The following is a 16,099-nucleotide window of genomic DNA, read 5'->3' as shown; positions in this document are numbered from 1 at the left end:
ATCTCACATCAAACCCGAATTACTTCGCGTTCAAAAACTCACCAACCTCAAGCAGGCTGAACTCGTTATTGTCGGCCTTGTCGACGGCGCGGCCCGCCGAGAAGGGCAGGTTGTTGTCGTTGCCGATGATGATGTGGGTGGCGTCGACGCGGTCGACGTTCTCGATCGTCACGAACGGCATGTCGTAGACGCCGTCCTTGGCCCCGGCCTTCTTCTTGTTGGCCGGGTCCTGGATGTTCAAGAGGTCGATATAGCCGATCTTGCGGACGGCCTTGCCGGCATTGGCGTCGTTGAACTCGATCTTGTAGACGCGCTTCAGTTCGGCCGGCGCCTCGAAGCAATCCGGCTTCGGCTGCTTCGGGTCGGCGCAGGCCTTGTCCTTGCTGCCGGCGCCGCTGTCGCGCTCGATGACGAGGGCGGTCGTATCGTCGAGCATGTTGAAATCGCCGATCGACACGCCCTTGTCCTCGAACGGATAGAGCCAGCTGCGGCCGGTCCACTTCTTGGCGGCGACGTCGAATTCGATGATGCGGATGGCGGTGTGGCCGTCGGCCGTTTCCATCGTGCCGTCATCCTTGTAAATGGCGCCTTCGAGCAGGCCGTAGAGCTTGGCGCCGTCCTTCGACATGGCAAGGCCTTCGAAGCCGCCGGAGCGCTTCAGATTGAAGACCGGCATCTTCGCGGCCGGATTGCCCGGCAGCTGGATCAGCGGATTGTCGGGCGACAGCACCGGCTTGCCGTCGAGCGTGGTCGCAATGACATCGGTCAGGCGGCCCGCCGTGTCGAATTTCAGGATATAGGGGCCGAACTCGTCGCCGAGCCAGAAACCATCGGCAACCGGCTGGATCGATTCGATGTCGAAGTCGGCGCCGGTGAGGTAGCGCGTGTCGGTGCCTTCGAGGACGATCGGGAACGGAGCGATCTTGTTCGGATCGGAGAGGAAGAGGTTCTTGACGACTTCAGCCTTGTTGGCGGCCCAGTCGAACTTCATCTCATGCAGGAACAGCATGGAATCGGAAGAATTGGCCTTGGAGCCGAAGCCGTTGTCGGAGAGCGTCCAGAAGGTGCCGTCGGCCATCGTCTTGATACCCGAGAAACCCTGGATCGGCTGGCCGTCGAAGGGAAGCTTCAGATCGGTCACACGTGCGCCGTCCTTGCCGGGAACGGTGCCGAGCGCTTCGGTGCGCTTGCGGTCGGGCGTCGTGAACTTGCCGGAATGCTTGAGGAACTCGGGGGCGTCGGCCGGAGCCGCAACCATGGCGTTGGCAGGCAGGATCGCCTGGCCGGCGAGCTTGGCCGGGAATTGCTGCTGATCGGCCGAAACGGGACCGGCAATCAGAATGAAAAGCGATACGGAAGCAAAAAGTACGTTCTTCATAATATCCCCCATGGAACGGATGCGAACGGCTTCCGCTTAGCAGGGCTTCCGTGTCAGCGAATTGACGGTTGAGTGAAGCTTTGGTGACGGGGTGATAAGAGGGTTGCTCAGCCGTGCAGAACGACTGCGGGCGTGTTCAGCACGGTCACCGCCCGCGAGGAAAGCGCCATGACGCCGAGCGCCTGGCCGCGTCCCTTGACGGCATGGATGCCGAGATCGTCGCAGGAGATGTCGTCGGGAAAGGTCATGCGCCGGGCAAGCTCCGCGGAGATCAGCACCTGCCGGTTCAGGCTGCGGCAGAGCGTCTCCAGCCGGGCGGTCGTATTCACCGTATCGCCGAAATAGCTGATCTTGTGGTGATCGACGCCGACTTCCGCGGTGATGATCTCGCCGCCATGAAGAGCGGCGCGAAGCTTCGGCACCTGTCCGTAATTTTTCCGCCAGCCGGCAGCATTGGCTTCGATATCGGCGATGATATCGAAGATGCAGCGCACGCAGCGCCCATCCTTGACACCGCGGGCAAGCGGCCAGGTAATGATCGCCGCATCGCCGACATAGTCGTTGATCATGCCCTTGTGACGCCGGACCGGCTCGGCGAAGGTCGCAAACAGCGAGCTCAGCAGCTGCTGTGCCCGGAGGTCGCCGTGCTTTTCGGCAAAAGCCGTCGAATCGACGAGATCGATGAACAGGAAGACACGTTCTTCCTTGACCGGATTGCGATAGCGGCTGATGAGCATGCTGATGAATACTTCGCGGCCGAGCAGCTCCCGCACGCGCAGGATGAAGATCAGCGCCGAGCAGACGGCAAGCGCATAGAGGAAGACGTCGAACGGCATGATGACGAGATCGAGGAGCGACGACGGCTTCAGCACGCCGAGCGAGCGAAGCAGCAGGCCGGCGCAGGCAAAACCGATGCTCATCAGGATTTCGTAGATCACCAGTTCGGTGATGATGAAGGCGAAAGTCGGCAGCTTCTGGATGCGCCGGTAGAGCCCGCGAAACAGTACCTTGCGCTCGAAGGCGATGATCGGCATGCCGATGAAGAGCGCGAAGATCGCGCCGATGACCGGCGTCTGATCGGAGTAGAACATCGAATCATAGACGACGCCGCTCGCCGCCAGGACGAGGACGATCAGGATCCAGTTCTGCGTCGGAGATATTTCCCGCATGCCGCCCCTTCGCTTCGCAGTTTCGCCCGCCCATTGTTTCAGCTGGGAAAACAGCGTCAATCGAATTCGATTTGGTGTCAGAGCGGGACGGTTTCAACCTTCCGGCCGGCGAATCGCAGTCCGATCTGGCCCTGGATCAGCTGCAGCGCCGGCTCGCCGAAAAGATCGCGCCGCCAGCCGTGCAGGGCAGCGACGTCGGCCTTCTCGCCATCGGCGGCGATCTTGTCGAGATCCTCACTGTTGGCGATCACCTTCGGCGCGACGCCGTGTTTTTCCGAGATCAGCTTCAACAGCACCTTCAACAGCTCGACGGCGGCAGCTGCGCCCTCCGGCGCCTGCGTCTGCCGCGGCACATGCGGCATATCGGCCTTCGGAAGAGCGAGCGCCGCGTTGACGGCTTCGACGACCGCCGTGCCGGAGGCGGAGCGCTCCCAGCCTTTCGGAATGGTGCGCAGGCGGCCGAGCGCTTCGGCATCCTTGGGCTGCTGCTGGGCGATCTCATAGATCGCATCGTCCTTCAATACGCGCGAACGCGGTACGTTGCGCGCCCGCGCCTCGCGCTCGCGCCAGGCGGCGACATATTTCAGGATCGCCAGTTCCTGCGGCTTGCGCAGACGCATCTTCAGCCGCTGCCAGGCATCGTCGGGATGCATGTCGTAGGTTTCGCGCGCCTCGAGAATATCCATTTCCTCGCGAAGCCACGACGTGCGGCCTTCGCGATCGAGCTGTGAACTCAGCGACAGATAGACGTCGCGCAGATGCGTGACGTCGGCCAGCGCATATTCCAGCTGCTTGTCGGAAAGCGGCCGGCGGCTCCAGTCGGTGAAGCGCGATGACTTGTCGATATGGACGTTCTTGATGCGGCTGACCAGCTGATCATAGGAGACGCTGTCGCCGAAGCCGCAGACCATCGCCGCGACCTGCGTGTCGAAGATCGGGTGCGGAATGAGATTGCCGCGATTGAAGATGATTTCGATGTCCTGGCGTGCCGCATGAAAGACCTTCAGCACCTTGGTGTCGGCCATCAGCTCGAAGAAGGGGGCGAGGTCGATGCCCTTGGCCAGCGGATCGACGAGAACCTCCAATGTCGGGCTGGCCATCTGGATCAGGCAGAGCTCCGGCCAGAAGGTCGTCTCACGCAGGAATTCGGTGTCGATGGTAATGAAGTCGGACTTGGCCAGCTCTTTGCAGGCGGCCGCCAAATCGGCGGTGGTTTCGATCATATCAATTCATTCGCAAGGAAAAGGTCGGTTGAACCTTCCTTCTCCTTTCGCTTCGATATGTCAATACAACAGCATAAGCTTCGCGCACTGCTGACGAAGAATCACGTCCAAACTGAGGCAAGCAAATGCTTCAGCTCACTCTGACATAGCTGGTCATGCCGGTCTTCTGATGTTCGATGATGTGGCAATGCAGCACCCAGTCGCCAAGATTGTCGGCGACGAGGGCCAATTGCACCTTCTCGTCCGGCTGGACGAGGTAGGTATCGGAGATGAGCGGCATCACCTCCCGCGTCGAGGACGAGATTACCGTGAAGCTCATTCCGTGCAGATGGATCGGATGGGCGTGCGGCGTGGTGTTCTCCAGATTGACGACATAGCTCTTGCCGAGCTTCAGTTCCGCCAGCGGCGCCGTCGGATCGGGGGTGTCGCCCGGCCAGGGCACCTTGTTGATCGCCCAGAAGCTGTAGCCGAGCGTGCCGCAGATACTTTCGACAGCGGCATTTTCCGCGGTGGCGCTCAACACCAGCGGGATCTCTTCGGCGGCGGAAAGATCGGCCTTGGGAACGGGGTTTTCGCCAAGCGGGCCGAGATCGCCGATATCGCGTTTCAACGACTGTCCGACGGCACGCAGGCTGGCAATCGTCTTCGGCGTCGTGCCGCGGATATCCTCGAGCGTGGCGACGGCGCCTTCGCCGTCCGGCATGCGCACGGCAAGGTCGAGCCGCTGTCCGGGCCCGATCTGCAGGAGCTCGAGGGGAAAGCGCTTCGGCACCGGATTGCCGTCGATGGCGATGACGGTCGCATCGGCGCCCGCCATCTTCAGCGAGAAAATGCGCGTCACGTCGGTGATGGCGATGCGCAGCCGCACCAGCCCGCCTGCCGGCGCGTCATATTGCGGCTCCCGATGCCAGTTGGCGGTGCGCACCGTGCCGTAGGTACCGCTTTTGGCGGCATCGCGCGGCCGGAAAGGGGTGATGAACTGCCCGTCACCGCCAAGCCGCCAGTCGCGCAGGTTCAGCAGCACCTCGGCATCGAATTCGGGATCCGCCGGATCCTCGACCACGAGCATGCCGGTCATGCCGTGGCCGATCTGCGTCAGCGTGTTGCAGTGCGGGTGATACCAAAAGGTGCCGGCGTCGGGCGGGGTGAAACCATAGTCGAAGCTGTCGCCGGTGTAGATATAGGGCTGGGTCACGAAGGGCACGCCGTCCATGCGGTTGTCGATGCGCAGCCCATGCCAGTGGATCGTCGTCGGCTCGTCCAGCTGGTTGTTCAGCCGTGCCGCATAGGGCCGCCCTTTGACCATCCTCAGAACCGGCGGCATGCCGTCATGGCCCCAGCTCATGACATCCCGGGTCGGTCCCGCCTCAGTCAGCATGGCCTCGGTCTTCACCGCCGTCAGCAGCTGCGGCGCCGGTGCAGCCGCGGCAAGCCCGAATTTGCCGGCAATGCCCATGCCGACGCCGTAGGCGCCCGCGACGGCGGATGCCCTGAGAAGGTTGCGGCGGGTCAGCAAGGGCATGCGCGGCTCCACGATGAAAATGCACCTCCTTTTAAAGTTGACCGACATCTTCATCAATACGGCAGGCGCGGCCAAACTGCCGCAGCATGCGGGCCGCAGCTTCGCTATAAACGCGTGCCAATCGCGCGGCGAGCACGCGCCAAGCCTTGACAAATCGGAGCGTCCATGCGCTTTTCCGCCCGATTTTCTTGTCGGCGCTTGAGGGCCTTTGAACCCTTGCTGCCGTCTTAAGCCACATGCCAGGAATTGAGATCATGCATCGCTATCGCAGCCACACATGCGCCGCCCTCCGCAAGACGGATGTCGGCTCGACCGTCCGTATCTCCGGTTGGGTCCATCGCGTTCGCGACCATGGCGGCGTTCTGTTCATCGACCTTCGCGACCACTACGGCATCACCCAGGTCGTCGCCGATCCCGACAGCCCGGCCTTCAAGCTGGCCGAGACCGTGCGCGGTGAATGGGTCATCCGCATCGACGGCCTCGTCAAGGCCCGTACCGAAGACACCGTCAACAAGACCATGGCGACCGGCGAGATCGAGCTCTATGCTCAGGAGATCGAAGTGCTCTCCGCCGCCAAGGAATTGCCGCTGCCGGTTTTCGGCGAGCCTGAATACCCTGAAGACGTCCGCCTCAAATACCGCTTCCTCGATCTTCGCCGCGAAACGCTGCACCGGAACATCGTCAAGCGCACCCAGGTCATCTCGGCGATGCGTCGCGAAATGGGCGCTGTCGGCTTCACCGAATATACGACGCCGATCCTGACGGCCTCCTCGCCGGAAGGCGCGCGCGACTTCCTCGTTCCCTCGCGCATCCATCCCGGCACCTTCTACGCGCTGCCGCAGGCGCCGCAGCAGTACAAGCAGTTGCTGATGGTTGCCGGTTTCGACCGCTATTTCCAGATCGCGCCGTGCTTCCGCGACGAGGACCCGCGGGCAGACCGCCTGCCGGGCGAATTCTACCAGCTCGACCTCGAAATGAGCTTCGTCACCCAGGAAGACGTCTGGAACACCATGGGTCCGCTGATGACCCAGATTTTTGAGGAGTTCGCCGAAGGCAAGCCGGTCACCAAGGAATGGCCGCGCATCCCCTATGACGAGGCGATCCGCAAATATGGTACGGACAAGCCGGACCTGCGCAACCCGATTGTCATGGAAGCGGTGACCGAGCATTTCGCCGGCTCCGGCTTCAAGGTCTTCGCCGGCATGATCGCCTCCAACCCGAAGGTTCAGATCTGGGCGATCCCGGCAAAGACCGGCGGCTCGCGCGCCTTCTGCGACCGGATGAACGCCTGGGCACAGAGCCAGGGCCAGCCCGGCCTCGGCTATATCTTCTGGCGCAGCGAAAACGACAAGCTCGAAGGTGCTGGTCCTCTCGCCAAGAACATCGGCGAGGAACGCACCGAGGCGATCCGCACCCAGCTCGGCCTCGGCGATGGTGACGCCTGCTTCTTCGTCGCCGGCGAGCCGGAAAAATTCTACAAGTTTGCCGGTGAGGCGCGCACCAAGGCCGGCGAGGAACTGAACCTCGTCGACCGCGATCGTTTCGAACTCTGCTGGATCGTCGACTTCCCCTTCTTCGAATGGAACGACGAGGAGAAGAAGGTCGATTTCGCCCACAACCCGTTCTCGATGCCGCAGGGTGGTCTCGATGCGTTGCAGAACCAGGACCCCCTGACGATCAAGGCCTTCCAGTACGACGCCGTCTGCAACGGCTTCGAAATCGCCTCGGGCTCGATCCGCAACCAGTCGCCGGAAACCATGGTCGCCGCCTTCGAGAAGGTCGGCCTCAGCCAGCAGGACGTCGAGGATCGTTTCGGCGGTCTCTATCGCGCCTTCCAGTACGGCGCCCCGCCGCATGGCGGTGCGGCCTTCGGCATCGACCGCATCGTCATGCTGCTCGTCGGCGCCAAGAACCTGCGTGAGATCTCGCTGTTCCCGATGAACCAGCAGGCCCAGGACCTCCTGATGGGCGCGCCGACCCCGGCAACCCCGACGCAGCTGCGCGAGCTCTCGATCCGGCCGATCCCGCCGGTCAAGAAGGACTGAGTTCTTCCGATTTTGGAATGTGGGAAGCCCGGCGATGGATGTCGCCGGGCTTTTTGCTGTCGCTCACAATGCCGCATAGATCGCCTCGCGAAGATCGACCGTGAACTTGCCCCACATGCCCTCCAGCGTCGTGTTGGTCAGCGCAACGACGGTGAGTTGGTTCACCGGATCGATGAACCAGCTATGGCCGTAGACGCCGCCCCATTTCAACGTGCCGGCCGGGAAGGGAACGCCGGCCTCAGCCGGATCGGTGATGACAGACCAGCCAAAGCCGAAGCCGGAGCCGGGTTCGTGCTGCTGTCGAAGCCCGCTGGCCTGATCCGTCGTCATCATCTGCACGGTTTTGCTCGAGAGCAGCGGCTTGCCGCCCCTGCGGATGGTTTCGAGAACGGCGAGGACGTCGGCTGCTGTTCCCGCCATGCCGGCGCCCCCCGAATGATAGGAGGCGGTGTCGAAGATGCGGTTCGGTGCGAACCGGATGGGACCCATCAGCGACATCACCGTTGCATTCTCGCCCATGAGCGCCGGTTCCGGTGAAGCGTTCATATAGGCAGCGCCGAGCCGGCCTCGGTCCCGAACTGAAAACGCGGTGTCGGCGAGCCCAAGCGGTCGCGTGACCAGTTCGGCAACGGCCTCACCCAACGACATGCCCGTCTCCGCCTCGATGACGCCGCCGAGGACATCCATCGCCACCGAATATTGCCAGTCGCTGCCCGGCGCGAAGCGCAACGGCACGCTGGCGATCCGCTTGAGATTCTCGGCGAGCGGCAGTCCCGGCTGGTCGAGGCCGTCGGAAATGCCGGCACTGATATAGGGACCGCCCTCCGCTTCGGAGAAGCTGTAGCCGAGCCCGGACGTATGGGTGAGCAAGTGGCGGATGCGAATGGTTGCTTCGCTGCCGTCAGGCAATCGCGGCCGGAAGTCCGGCAGCCATCGCGTTAGCGGGTCGTCAAGCCCGATCCTGCCTTCCTCGATCAGCCGCATCGCGACGATGGTGACGATCGGCTTGGTGATGGAGGCAAGCCTGAAGATCGTATTCTCGCGCATCGCCAGACCGTTTTCGCGGTCGGCCAGCCCGGCTGCGCGGCGATGGACGATGTCGCCGTCACGGGCGACGAGCACCACCGCTCCGACGAGCCGCTTTTCATCGAGCGCACTTGCGATTGTTGCGTCGACGGCGACCGGAAGCAATGAATTCCTGTCGGAAGCGGCCGCTTCAAGGGGAAGACTCATCACGACAATCCTTCTATAATCACAATGACCATTCCTGAATTAGATCAACGGATCATGATTTCTAGAGTGACCATTGTGAAAAATAGCTCGGCTGCGAAAAATCCAGGCGTTCGTCGCCGCGGGCGCCCGCCCGCTTTCGATCGCGAAACCGTGCTCTCGGCGGCCCGCGAAACCTTCTGGGCCTATGGATACGAAGGCGCCTCGATTGCAGATCTCACGGCCGCCATGGGCATTACTCCGCAAAGCCTCTATGCCGCCTTCGGCTCGAAGGCCGCTCTCTATCGCGCGGCGCTGCAGCAATACCGGGCGCTCAACGCTGAGACCTTTTCCGCGCTCGGCGAGCCGATCGATACCGTTTCTGCCTTCGAGCGGATATTGCGGGGATCGGCCGCGACGTTTTCGGCGGTGGAACATCCGAAAGGCTGCATGATTTCGACGGCCGTGCTGAACTGCGCCAGCGAGAACGATGTTATCGCCGACCATGTTGCGGCGCTGCGTCGCAACTCGCTGGATGCCTTTACGGCAAGGATCGAGCGGGGTGTCCGTGAGGGTGATATGAAGGCCGATACAAACCCTCGCGGACTGGCGCGCTTCCTCGGCGCTATCGTCCAGGGCATGTCCGTGCAGGCGAGGGACGGCGCATCGATGGAGGAGTTGCTTGATATCGCAAGCTTTGCCATCGCCGAAGTCGCCCGCCACCGCGGCTGAAAAGCAAAAGGCTCGGCGGAGTGGTCCGCCGAGCCTTTTCGTGGTCAGATCAAAGCGATCAGTCGTTGGCCGAAACCTTGACGCCGAGCACCTGCGGCAGCGTGTTCGGAGCGCCCATGGCGGCGCCGACGATCGTCGGGAAGGGCACCGGCTTTTCAGGGGCGGCCTTGACGGTCAGGCTCTTCGGGTCGTCGAGGAAAGTGTTGACGGCGGCCGAAACGGCATTCTGCAGTTCCGGGATGTTGAGCTGGGCCAGCATGATCGGCGTCATCGCCTTCAGCGAATCCGCCATCTGCTTGCCTGATATGTTCTGCTGAGCGCCGGCATAATCGAGCGCCCGCTTGGTGATCGAGGCATCCTCGAAGCGCACCTGCGCACCTTCGAAGGACAGCTGCTGCATCAGACCCAGCATGGCAAGGCCGAGCGCCTGCTGCGCCTGTTCCTTATTCGGATTGGCTTCGGACTCCTTCATCGCATCCTGCATCGTTTTCACGAAGGGCATCGTATAGCCGGAGATCTTGAAGCCGAGGTTGAGCTTGCCGATATTGGTGAAGTCGAAGGCGATTTCCGAAACGTCGATCGTGCCGGGCCCGAGCTCCCAGGCGCCCTTCATGGTGATGTCGCCCTGGACGTGCTGCAGGGCGAGTTTCTCGATCGCATCCTTGCTCTTGGGATCGTCGGTCTTGGTGAGATCGGCCTTCATGCTCTTGAAGGCGCCGTCGAAATCGAAGCCGGATTCGTCCTCGCGCAGCGTCACATTCATGTCGCTTTGAAGCACCGAGAAGACTTCCGCGCCGTCCTTGACCACTTTCAGCGGGCCGATATGGGCGGTCTCGTAAAGCATCATGGTGTCGAGCGTGTCGCCGCCTGGCGTTGCCGGGACGGAGATGCCGCCGAGCGTCAGCTCCTGCGCCGTGACTGTTACGCCGTCTCCCGTCTTGTTGATGTCGGGGAAGGCGGCTTCTTCGATGTAATAGCCGCCATCCTCGTCTTCTTCGACGCCGGACAGGGTGACTTCGCCGATGGGCAGGCTTTCGCCACCGGTCGGCTTAAGCGTAACATTCTTCAACGTCACGGCCGTGCCGTCGATATTGACGCCGTCAGCGGAGATCGTTCCGCCTTGCGCTTCATAGGCGGCATTGATCTTCTTCAAGAGATCGGCGCCATCGAGAGCGAAAGCCGAGCCGGCGAGCGAGAAAAAGGCTGCGCCCGACAGCATCAGCCGCGTTGTCCGGTAAATGTTCATGGGTGATTCCTCTGGTGGCGTGGTGGCGGTTGGAACTCTGCAGTTACGCTACTACGGATTGGGCCCGCTTTATATTTGCGGACTTCTAAATTTCCGTTGAAAGGAACGGCAAACGAAGTCCAAATTGCGGCGAAGGGTTTGTCTCATCCTTTGATGTCAGTCCCAAGACTTCATCCACAGCTGCAATACCCCGGATTCCTTGCCCGCCGGCCTCTTCTGGGCTAGTCAAGACCCATGGGACAAGAGATTTTGCCGCCTTCCGGCGGAGACGACGACAATATCCAACCGGTCGACCTTAAGGCGGCGCTCGAGCAGCGCTATCTTGCCTATGCGCTGTCGACCATCATGCACCGTGCTCTGCCTGACGTGCGCGACGGGCTGAAGCCCGTGCATCGCCGCATTGTCTATGCGATGAACGAGATGGGGCTGAGGCCGACTTCGGCCTTCAGGAAATGCGCCAAGATCGTCGGCGAGGTGATGGGTAATTACCATCCGCACGGCGACCAGTCGATCTACGATGCGCTTGCCCGTCTCGCCCAGGATTTCTCGCAGCGCTACACCCTGGTCAACGGCCAGGGCAATTTCGGCAATATCGATGGCGACAGCCCGGCCGCCATGCGTTACACCGAATCGAAGATGACGGCGGTCTCCGAACTGCTGCTCGAAGGCATCGATCAGGACGCTGTCGACTTCCGCGACACCTACGACGAATCGAATTCCGAGCCGGTCGTCCTTCCCGGCGCCTTCCCGAACCTGCTCGCCAATGGCTCCTCCGGCATCGCCGTCGGCATGGCGACCTCGATCCCATCGCACAATGCCCATGAGCTTTGCGACGCCGCCCTGCATCTGATCAAGCATCGCGATGCGACCGTCGAAAAGCTTGTCGAATTCATTCCCGGCCCGGATTTTCCGACCGGCGGCATCATCATCGACAGCCGCGACAGCATCATCGAGAGCTACCGCACCGGTCGCGGCGGTTTCCGTGTGCGGGCGAAATGGCAGACCGAGGATCTCGGCCGCGGCGGCTACCAGATCGTCATCACCGAAATTCCCTTCCAGGTGCAGAAATCGCGGCTGATCGAGAAGATCGCCGAGCTGCTCATCGCGCGAAAGCTGCCGCTGCTCGAAGATATCCGCGACGAATCGGCCGAGGACATCCGTGTCGTCCTGGTGCCGAAATCCAGGAGCGTCGATCCGACGATCCTGATGGAATCGATGTTCAAGCTGACGGAGCTCGAAAGCCGCTTCCCCCTCAACATGAACGTTCTGTCCATGGGCCGCATCCCCAAGGTCATGGCGCTGAACGAGGTGCTGAAAGAGTGGCTGGATCACCGCCGCGAGGTTCTGCAGCGCCGCTCGCGCTTCCGTCTGGCCGCGATCGAAAGACGTCTCGAAATCCTCGGCGGCCTTCTGGTCGCCTATCTGAATATCGATGAAGTCATCCGCATCATCCGCGAGGAAGACGAGCCGAAGCCCGTCATGATGGCGCGATGGGATCTGACCGACAATCAGGTCGAGGCGATCCTCAACATGCGGCTGCGCGCCTTGCGCAAGCTGGAAGAATTCGAGATCCGCAAGGAGTTCGACGAGCTCACCAAGGAAAAGAGCGAGATCGAGGCGCTGCTAGCCTCCGACGACAAGCAGTGGCAGACGGTTGCCTGGGAAATCGGCGAAGTGAAGAAGAAATTCGCCAAGGCGACCGAGGTCGGCCGCCGCCGCACCCAGTTCGCCGACGCGCCGGAGGCCGATGAGGAGGCGATCCAGCAGGCGATGATCGAGAAGGAACCGATCACCGTCGTCATCTCCGAAAAGGGCTGGATCCGCGCGCTGAAGGGCCATATCGCCGATACGGCGACGCTGACCTTCAAGGAAGGCGACGGCTTGAAGGTGGCTTTCCCGGCGCAGACGACCGACAAGATTCTGATCGTCACGACAGGCGGCAAGGCCTTCACGCTTGGCGGCGACAAGCTGCCGGGCGGTCGCGGCCACGGCGAGCCGCTGCGCATCATGGTCGACATGGACAACGACCAGGCGGTGTTGACCGCCTTCGTCCACGATCCCGCGCGCAAGCAACTGATCGTCTCCACAGCCGGCAACGGCTTCGTCGTTGCCGAGGCCGAACTGGTCGCCAATACGCGCAAGGGCAAGCAGATCATGAATGTCGCGCTGCCCGAGGAGACGCAGCTGCTGGTGCCTGTCAGCGGCGACCATGTCGCCGTCGTCGGCGAAAACCGCAAGCTTCTGGTCTTTCCCTTAGCACAGGTGCCGGAAATGTCGCGCGGCAAGGGCGTTCGCCTGCAGCGTTACAAGGATGGCGGCATTTCCGACGTCCGCTGCTTTGCGATATCGGACGGCCTCGTCTGGGAAGACAGTGCCGGCCGCACCTTCACGAAGAACAAGGACGAGCTTGCCGAATGGCTCGCCGACCGCGCCAGCGTCGGCCGCACCGTGCCGAAGGGTTTTCCGCGTAGCGGCAAATTTGCCGGGTAGAGCAATTCCTTTTCTGTCTGGAATTGCATGAAAACGAAGAGACGAGCATTTTCCTGATTCGAACAGACGGAAATGCTCTGAGCCATAAAAATTCCGTGCCCGGCTCTTGGCGGGCGCCGGAACTTCTCTATCTCATCGCTGTTATCCAAAAGAAGAGAAGGCCGGTTCTATGGGCGGATGGAACGGCTGTGGCCCGCGCGCCTGGGAAAGGCGCGCGTGCCCTACCGGAGGAAAATCGATGCCCGCCAGCACCATCAAATTACATGTCAGCCATACCTACCGAGCGCCTCCCGCTGTCGTCTATGACGCCTGGCTCAACCCCGAAATCGCCCGCCGCTTCCTGTTCGCCACCGATGACGGTCACGTCATCCGCGCCGATATCGATCCGCATGTCGGCGGCCGTTTTTTCATCGTCGACCGCCGCCCGACCGGCGACGCCTTCCACCAGGGCGTTTTCCTGGAATTGAAGCGCCCGCGCCGTATGGTCTTCTGCTTCTCCGTCGAAGAGCACGACCACAATTGCGACCGCGTCGAAATCGACATCGAGCCGCTCGGCGGCGGCAGCCGTCTGACGCTGAGCCACGAAATGTGCGCCGAATGGGCCGCACATGAGGAAAAGACCAGGCAAGGCTGGGCGCATGTGCTCGAAGGGCTTGGCAGGGAGCTGGACCAGCAGTTCAAGGCGGCCGGCTGAGAACTATGCTGAAATCGAGAAGGAAGCGCGGCGGCTGACCATATTTACTCCGCAAGCGGCCTGCGACTCTTCCTTCGCACCATCCAGCCCGAATGGGCGGCGATCGCCGCCACCAGGATACCGCCGCCGACGAGTGTCATCGTCGCCGGCATTTCCGCGAAGATCAGCCAGACCCAGATCGGCGCGAGCACGGTTTCGAGCAGGTAGAACATGCCGACCTCAGGGGCGGAGAGGTAGCGTGGTCCGGTCGCCAGGCACCAGAAGGCGACCGGCATTACGATGGCGCCGTTGAGGAGGACCCATCCGGGATGGGCGATGGAAAGCCCCGAGGGCAGAGCTTGCGCAAGCCCGAGCGCGGCCGGCAAAATGGCGGCAAGCAGCGGCACGAAGCCCATGTCCCGGCGCGAGGCGCGCCCGATTGTAATGGCTGATGCAAGAATGAGCGCGCTGACAATCGCCATGGCGTCGCCAAAGAAATGGCCGCTGGAAAGCCCATCACTCACGATCAATCCGACGCCGACGATCATGAACAGCATGGCGATTAGCGTTGCGGCCTGTGGCTTCTCCTTGAGAAAAGTCCAGGAGAGAAGTGCCCCGAACATCGGGTTGAAGGCGACGATGAAGACGACATTGGCCGTGGCCGTATTGAAGACGGCGAGCACGAAGGTGAGGGAGGAGAGGCCATAGAGCAGGCCGGCGAGCAGGCCGGCTCGCCCCGGCACGAGCACCGGCCATCTGCCCCAGGCAAGGCGTATTGCGCCAAGGATGAGGAACGTGGCGAGAACCGTGGCTGCGCTTCGCACCCCCAGGATTGACCAGATATCGCCATCGCCAAGCCGTACGAGCGGGATATCCACGGAAAGCGCCAGCCCGCCGACCGCCGTCAGCAGCAGACCCTTCCGATGGTCGGAAAGAGCGGTGGGGGACATTCAGTCCTGATTGCTTTCGCGCATGGAGGAGGGATCGAAACGTTCCCAGCCGCGCGGGGTCAGATGTTCTTGCGGCTGGAAGCGCGTCTTGTAGTCCATTTTCCGCGACCCTTGAACCCAGTAGCCGAGGTAGACATGCGGCAGGCCGAGCGCCTTGGCGCGCCTGATATGGTCGAGAATCATGAAGGTGCCGAGCGAACGCCGCTCGAGCCCGGGATTGAAATAGGAATAGACCATTGACAGCCCGTCGCTCATCGTATCGGTCAGCGCCGCGGCAAGCAGCTCGCCTTTCGGCCGCTCTTCCAGTCCGGAACCTTCCTCGCGCCGGCGGTATTCGACGATTCGCGTATTCACATGCGTGTCTTCCACCATGATCGCGTAGTCGAGCACGGTCATGTCGGACATGCCGCCCTGCTGGTGGCGGTAGTCGAGATAGCGTCGGAAGAGCGAATATTGTTCGCTGGAAGGCTGGGCGGTGAATTCGGTGGCGATGACGTCGGAATTGGCGGCAAGCACGCGCTTCATCGATTTCGTCGGCTCGAATTCCTGGGCGAGAATCCGCACGGAAACACAGGCGCGGCAGGATTCGCAGGCCGGGCGGTAGGCGATGTTCTGCGAGCGGCGGAAACCGCCTTGCGTCAGGATGTCGTTCATCTCGGCGGCTCGCGGGCCGACCAGATGGGTGAAAACCTTGCGCTCCATCTCATGCGGCAGATACGGACACGCAGCCGGAGCCGTCAGATAAAACTGCGGGGATGGCGTTGTCTGCGTATTCATTTGTCGCGGAAGTTTCCTTGTCGAGACAGTGCCGTTTTCCGACAGCATGACCTAAGAATAGAAAACGTCAACAGCGGGACGATTTCCGTCCTTCATTTCGGTCTTCTAAAGTTAAATATGGAGCGTCTGCAACAGGCGGCAAAGGGAAGGCGGAGACTTTATTTCGTCTCCGCCGCGCTTCAAGCGGTGCGCACCGTCACCGTGCCGACCAAGAGGTCGTGGATCAGGCGGCTGCGTTCGATAAACAGGCCGGCGAGCAGGATGAGCGGGGTCAGCACCGAGTTGAGGATCCAGAACAGCGCCAGATGCACGATCGCCGTCAGGAAATCCATCGGCCGCCCATCGACGCGCACGATCGCGATCCCCATTGCCCGCATGCCGAGCGAGGCCTGGCTCGGTCCGCCGACGGTCAGGCCGAAGTAAATCCCGGCGACGATGACGAAGAGGGCAGGGTAGAGAAGGAAGCCTAGCCCGAGCGTGATGATCGACAGGAAGAACAGCACGATCGCTGCGGGGATCCACAGCAGCGCCACGATGAGGTAGTCGAGGATGAAGGCAAGGACACGGCGGCTCAACACGCCGCTATAGGCGCGCCAGTCCTCCGGTGCGGCAAAAAGCGGATTGGGGTTGTAGCTCATCTCGATCTCCTGCGAAAAAGCGATGCCGCTGATATGGTGTCGGTAGG

13 protein-coding genes are annotated in these 16,099 nt (G+C 61.8%); 4 read left to right on the top strand and 9 right to left on the bottom strand.

What is annotated here, in order from left to right; translation table 11 throughout:
• Positions 1–19: 19 nt before the first annotated feature.
• The 4 genes from K6M89_RS03855 to K6M89_RS03840 all read right to left on the bottom strand — a co-directional run bounded on the left by K6M89_RS03855 (position 20) and on the right by K6M89_RS03840 (position 5,292).
• Positions 20–1,378, bottom strand: coding sequence for an esterase-like activity of phytase family protein (locus K6M89_RS03855; protein WP_222138487.1), 1,359 nt, complete (start codon positions 1,376–1,378; stop codon positions 20–22).
• Positions 1,379–1,485: 107 nt separating this feature from the next.
• A complete protein-coding gene (locus tag K6M89_RS03850) occupies positions 1,486–2,547 on the bottom strand; it encodes an adenylate/guanylate cyclase domain-containing protein (protein ID WP_222138486.1) in 1,062 nt (353 codons plus the stop codon).
• A 77-nt stretch (positions 2,548–2,624) separates the two neighbouring features.
• Entirely contained in the window at positions 2,625–3,770 is a 1,146-nt protein-coding gene (gene rnd / locus K6M89_RS03845) for a ribonuclease D (RefSeq protein ID WP_222138485.1), read from the bottom strand.
• A 130-nt stretch (positions 3,771–3,900) separates the two neighbouring features.
• Complete coding sequence (locus K6M89_RS03840; RefSeq protein WP_222138484.1) at positions 3,901–5,292, bottom strand: multicopper oxidase family protein; 1,392 nt, start codon at positions 5,290–5,292, stop codon at positions 3,901–3,903.
• Between the two features lie 254 nt (positions 5,293–5,546).
• Here K6M89_RS03840 and aspS point away from each other — a divergent pair, with 254 nt between their 5' ends.
• Entirely contained in the window at positions 5,547–7,337 is a 1,791-nt protein-coding gene (gene aspS / locus K6M89_RS03835; protein ID WP_097606415.1) for an aspartate--tRNA ligase, read from the top strand.
• Between the two features lie 63 nt (positions 7,338–7,400).
• Here aspS and K6M89_RS03830 read toward each other — a convergent pair whose 3' ends face one another.
• Positions 7,401–8,570 (bottom strand): serine hydrolase domain-containing protein, encoded by a 1,170-nt coding sequence (locus tag K6M89_RS03830; RefSeq protein WP_222138483.1) that lies wholly within the window; start codon positions 8,568–8,570, stop codon positions 7,401–7,403.
• 66 nt (positions 8,571–8,636) lie between these two features.
• Between K6M89_RS03830 and K6M89_RS03825 the strand changes: the two genes are divergently transcribed.
• The gene (locus K6M89_RS03825; protein WP_376744676.1) at positions 8,637–9,278 is read left to right on the top strand and encodes a TetR/AcrR family transcriptional regulator; all 642 of its coding nucleotides are present in this window, start codon (positions 8,637–8,639) and stop codon (positions 9,276–9,278) included.
• Between the two features lie 58 nt (positions 9,279–9,336).
• Here the strand turns inward: K6M89_RS03825 and K6M89_RS03820 are convergent, their stop codons facing one another.
• Positions 9,337–10,524, bottom strand: a complete 1,188-nt coding sequence (locus K6M89_RS03820) for an aq_1923 C-terminal domain (RefSeq protein WP_222138481.1) — start codon at positions 10,522–10,524, stop codon at positions 9,337–9,339.
• Positions 10,525–10,758: 234 nt separating this feature from the next.
• On the opposite strand from K6M89_RS03820, the gene parC reads away from it, so the two are divergent.
• Both parC and K6M89_RS03810 read left to right on the top strand, forming a co-directional pair.
• On the top strand, positions 10,759–13,014 hold the full coding sequence (gene parC, locus K6M89_RS03815) for a DNA topoisomerase IV subunit A (protein WP_222138480.1): 2,256 nt from the start codon (positions 10,759–10,761) through the stop codon (positions 13,012–13,014).
• A gap of 238 nt (positions 13,015–13,252) precedes the next feature.
• Complete coding sequence (locus K6M89_RS03810; protein WP_064682147.1) at positions 13,253–13,708, top strand: SRPBCC family protein; 456 nt, start codon at positions 13,253–13,255, stop codon at positions 13,706–13,708.
• Between the two features lie 44 nt (positions 13,709–13,752).
• Here K6M89_RS03810 and K6M89_RS03805 read toward each other — a convergent pair whose 3' ends face one another.
• The 3 genes from K6M89_RS03805 to K6M89_RS03795 all read right to left on the bottom strand — a co-directional run bounded on the left by K6M89_RS03805 (position 13,753) and on the right by K6M89_RS03795 (position 16,052).
• The gene (locus K6M89_RS03805; protein WP_222138479.1) at positions 13,753–14,637 is read right to left on the bottom strand and encodes a DMT family transporter; all 885 of its coding nucleotides are present in this window, start codon (positions 14,635–14,637) and stop codon (positions 13,753–13,755) included.
• Positions 14,638–15,414 (bottom strand): arginyltransferase, encoded by a 777-nt coding sequence (locus tag K6M89_RS03800; protein WP_097581707.1) that lies wholly within the window; start codon positions 15,412–15,414, stop codon positions 14,638–14,640. It lies immediately after the preceding gene.
• 179 nt (positions 15,415–15,593) lie between these two features.
• A complete protein-coding gene (locus tag K6M89_RS03795; RefSeq protein WP_009994177.1) occupies positions 15,594–16,052 on the bottom strand; it encodes an RDD family protein in 459 nt (152 codons plus the stop codon).
• Positions 16,053–16,099: the final 47 nt, after the last annotated feature.

This window comes from Rhizobium croatiense (assembly GCF_019793465.1).
GTDB lineage: Bacteria > Pseudomonadota > Alphaproteobacteria > Rhizobiales > Rhizobiaceae > Rhizobium > Rhizobium croatiense.
Note: the sequence above shows the minus strand (reverse complement) of the source record. Positions and strands in the feature narration are given on the sequence as shown.

Excerpts from the sequence above, each read along its gene's own strand:
- K6M89_RS03850 (WP_222138486.1), bottom strand. The coding sequence starts at position 2,547 with ATGCGGGAAATATCTCCGACGCAGAACTGGATCCTGATCGTCCTCGTC.
- K6M89_RS03840 (WP_222138484.1), bottom strand. The coding sequence starts at position 5,292 with ATGCCCTTGCTGACCCGCCGCAACCTTCTCAGGGCATCCGCCGTCGCG.
- parC (WP_222138480.1), top strand. The coding sequence starts at position 10,759 with ATGGGACAAGAGATTTTGCCGCCTTCCGGCGGAGACGACGACAATATC.
- K6M89_RS03810 (WP_064682147.1), top strand. The coding sequence starts at position 13,253 with ATGCCCGCCAGCACCATCAAATTACATGTCAGCCATACCTACCGAGCG.
- K6M89_RS03800 (WP_097581707.1), bottom strand. The coding sequence starts at position 15,414 with ATGAATACGCAGACAACGCCATCCCCGCAGTTTTATCTGACGGCTCCG.
- K6M89_RS03805 (WP_222138479.1), bottom strand. The coding sequence starts at position 14,637 with ATGTCCCCCACCGCTCTTTCCGACCATCGGAAGGGTCTGCTGCTGACG.
- K6M89_RS03855 (WP_222138487.1), bottom strand. The coding sequence starts at position 1,378 with ATGAAGAACGTACTTTTTGCTTCCGTATCGCTTTTCATTCTGATTGCC.
- K6M89_RS03795 (WP_009994177.1), bottom strand. The coding sequence starts at position 16,052 with ATGAGCTACAACCCCAATCCGCTTTTTGCCGCACCGGAGGACTGGCGC.
- K6M89_RS03820 (WP_222138481.1), bottom strand. The coding sequence starts at position 10,524 with ATGAACATTTACCGGACAACGCGGCTGATGCTGTCGGGCGCAGCCTTT.
- aspS (WP_097606415.1), top strand. The coding sequence starts at position 5,547 with ATGCATCGCTATCGCAGCCACACATGCGCCGCCCTCCGCAAGACGGAT.
- rnd (WP_222138485.1), bottom strand. The coding sequence starts at position 3,770 with ATGATCGAAACCACCGCCGATTTGGCGGCCGCCTGCAAAGAGCTGGCC.
- K6M89_RS03830 (WP_222138483.1), bottom strand. The coding sequence starts at position 8,570 with ATGAGTCTTCCCCTTGAAGCGGCCGCTTCCGACAGGAATTCATTGCTT.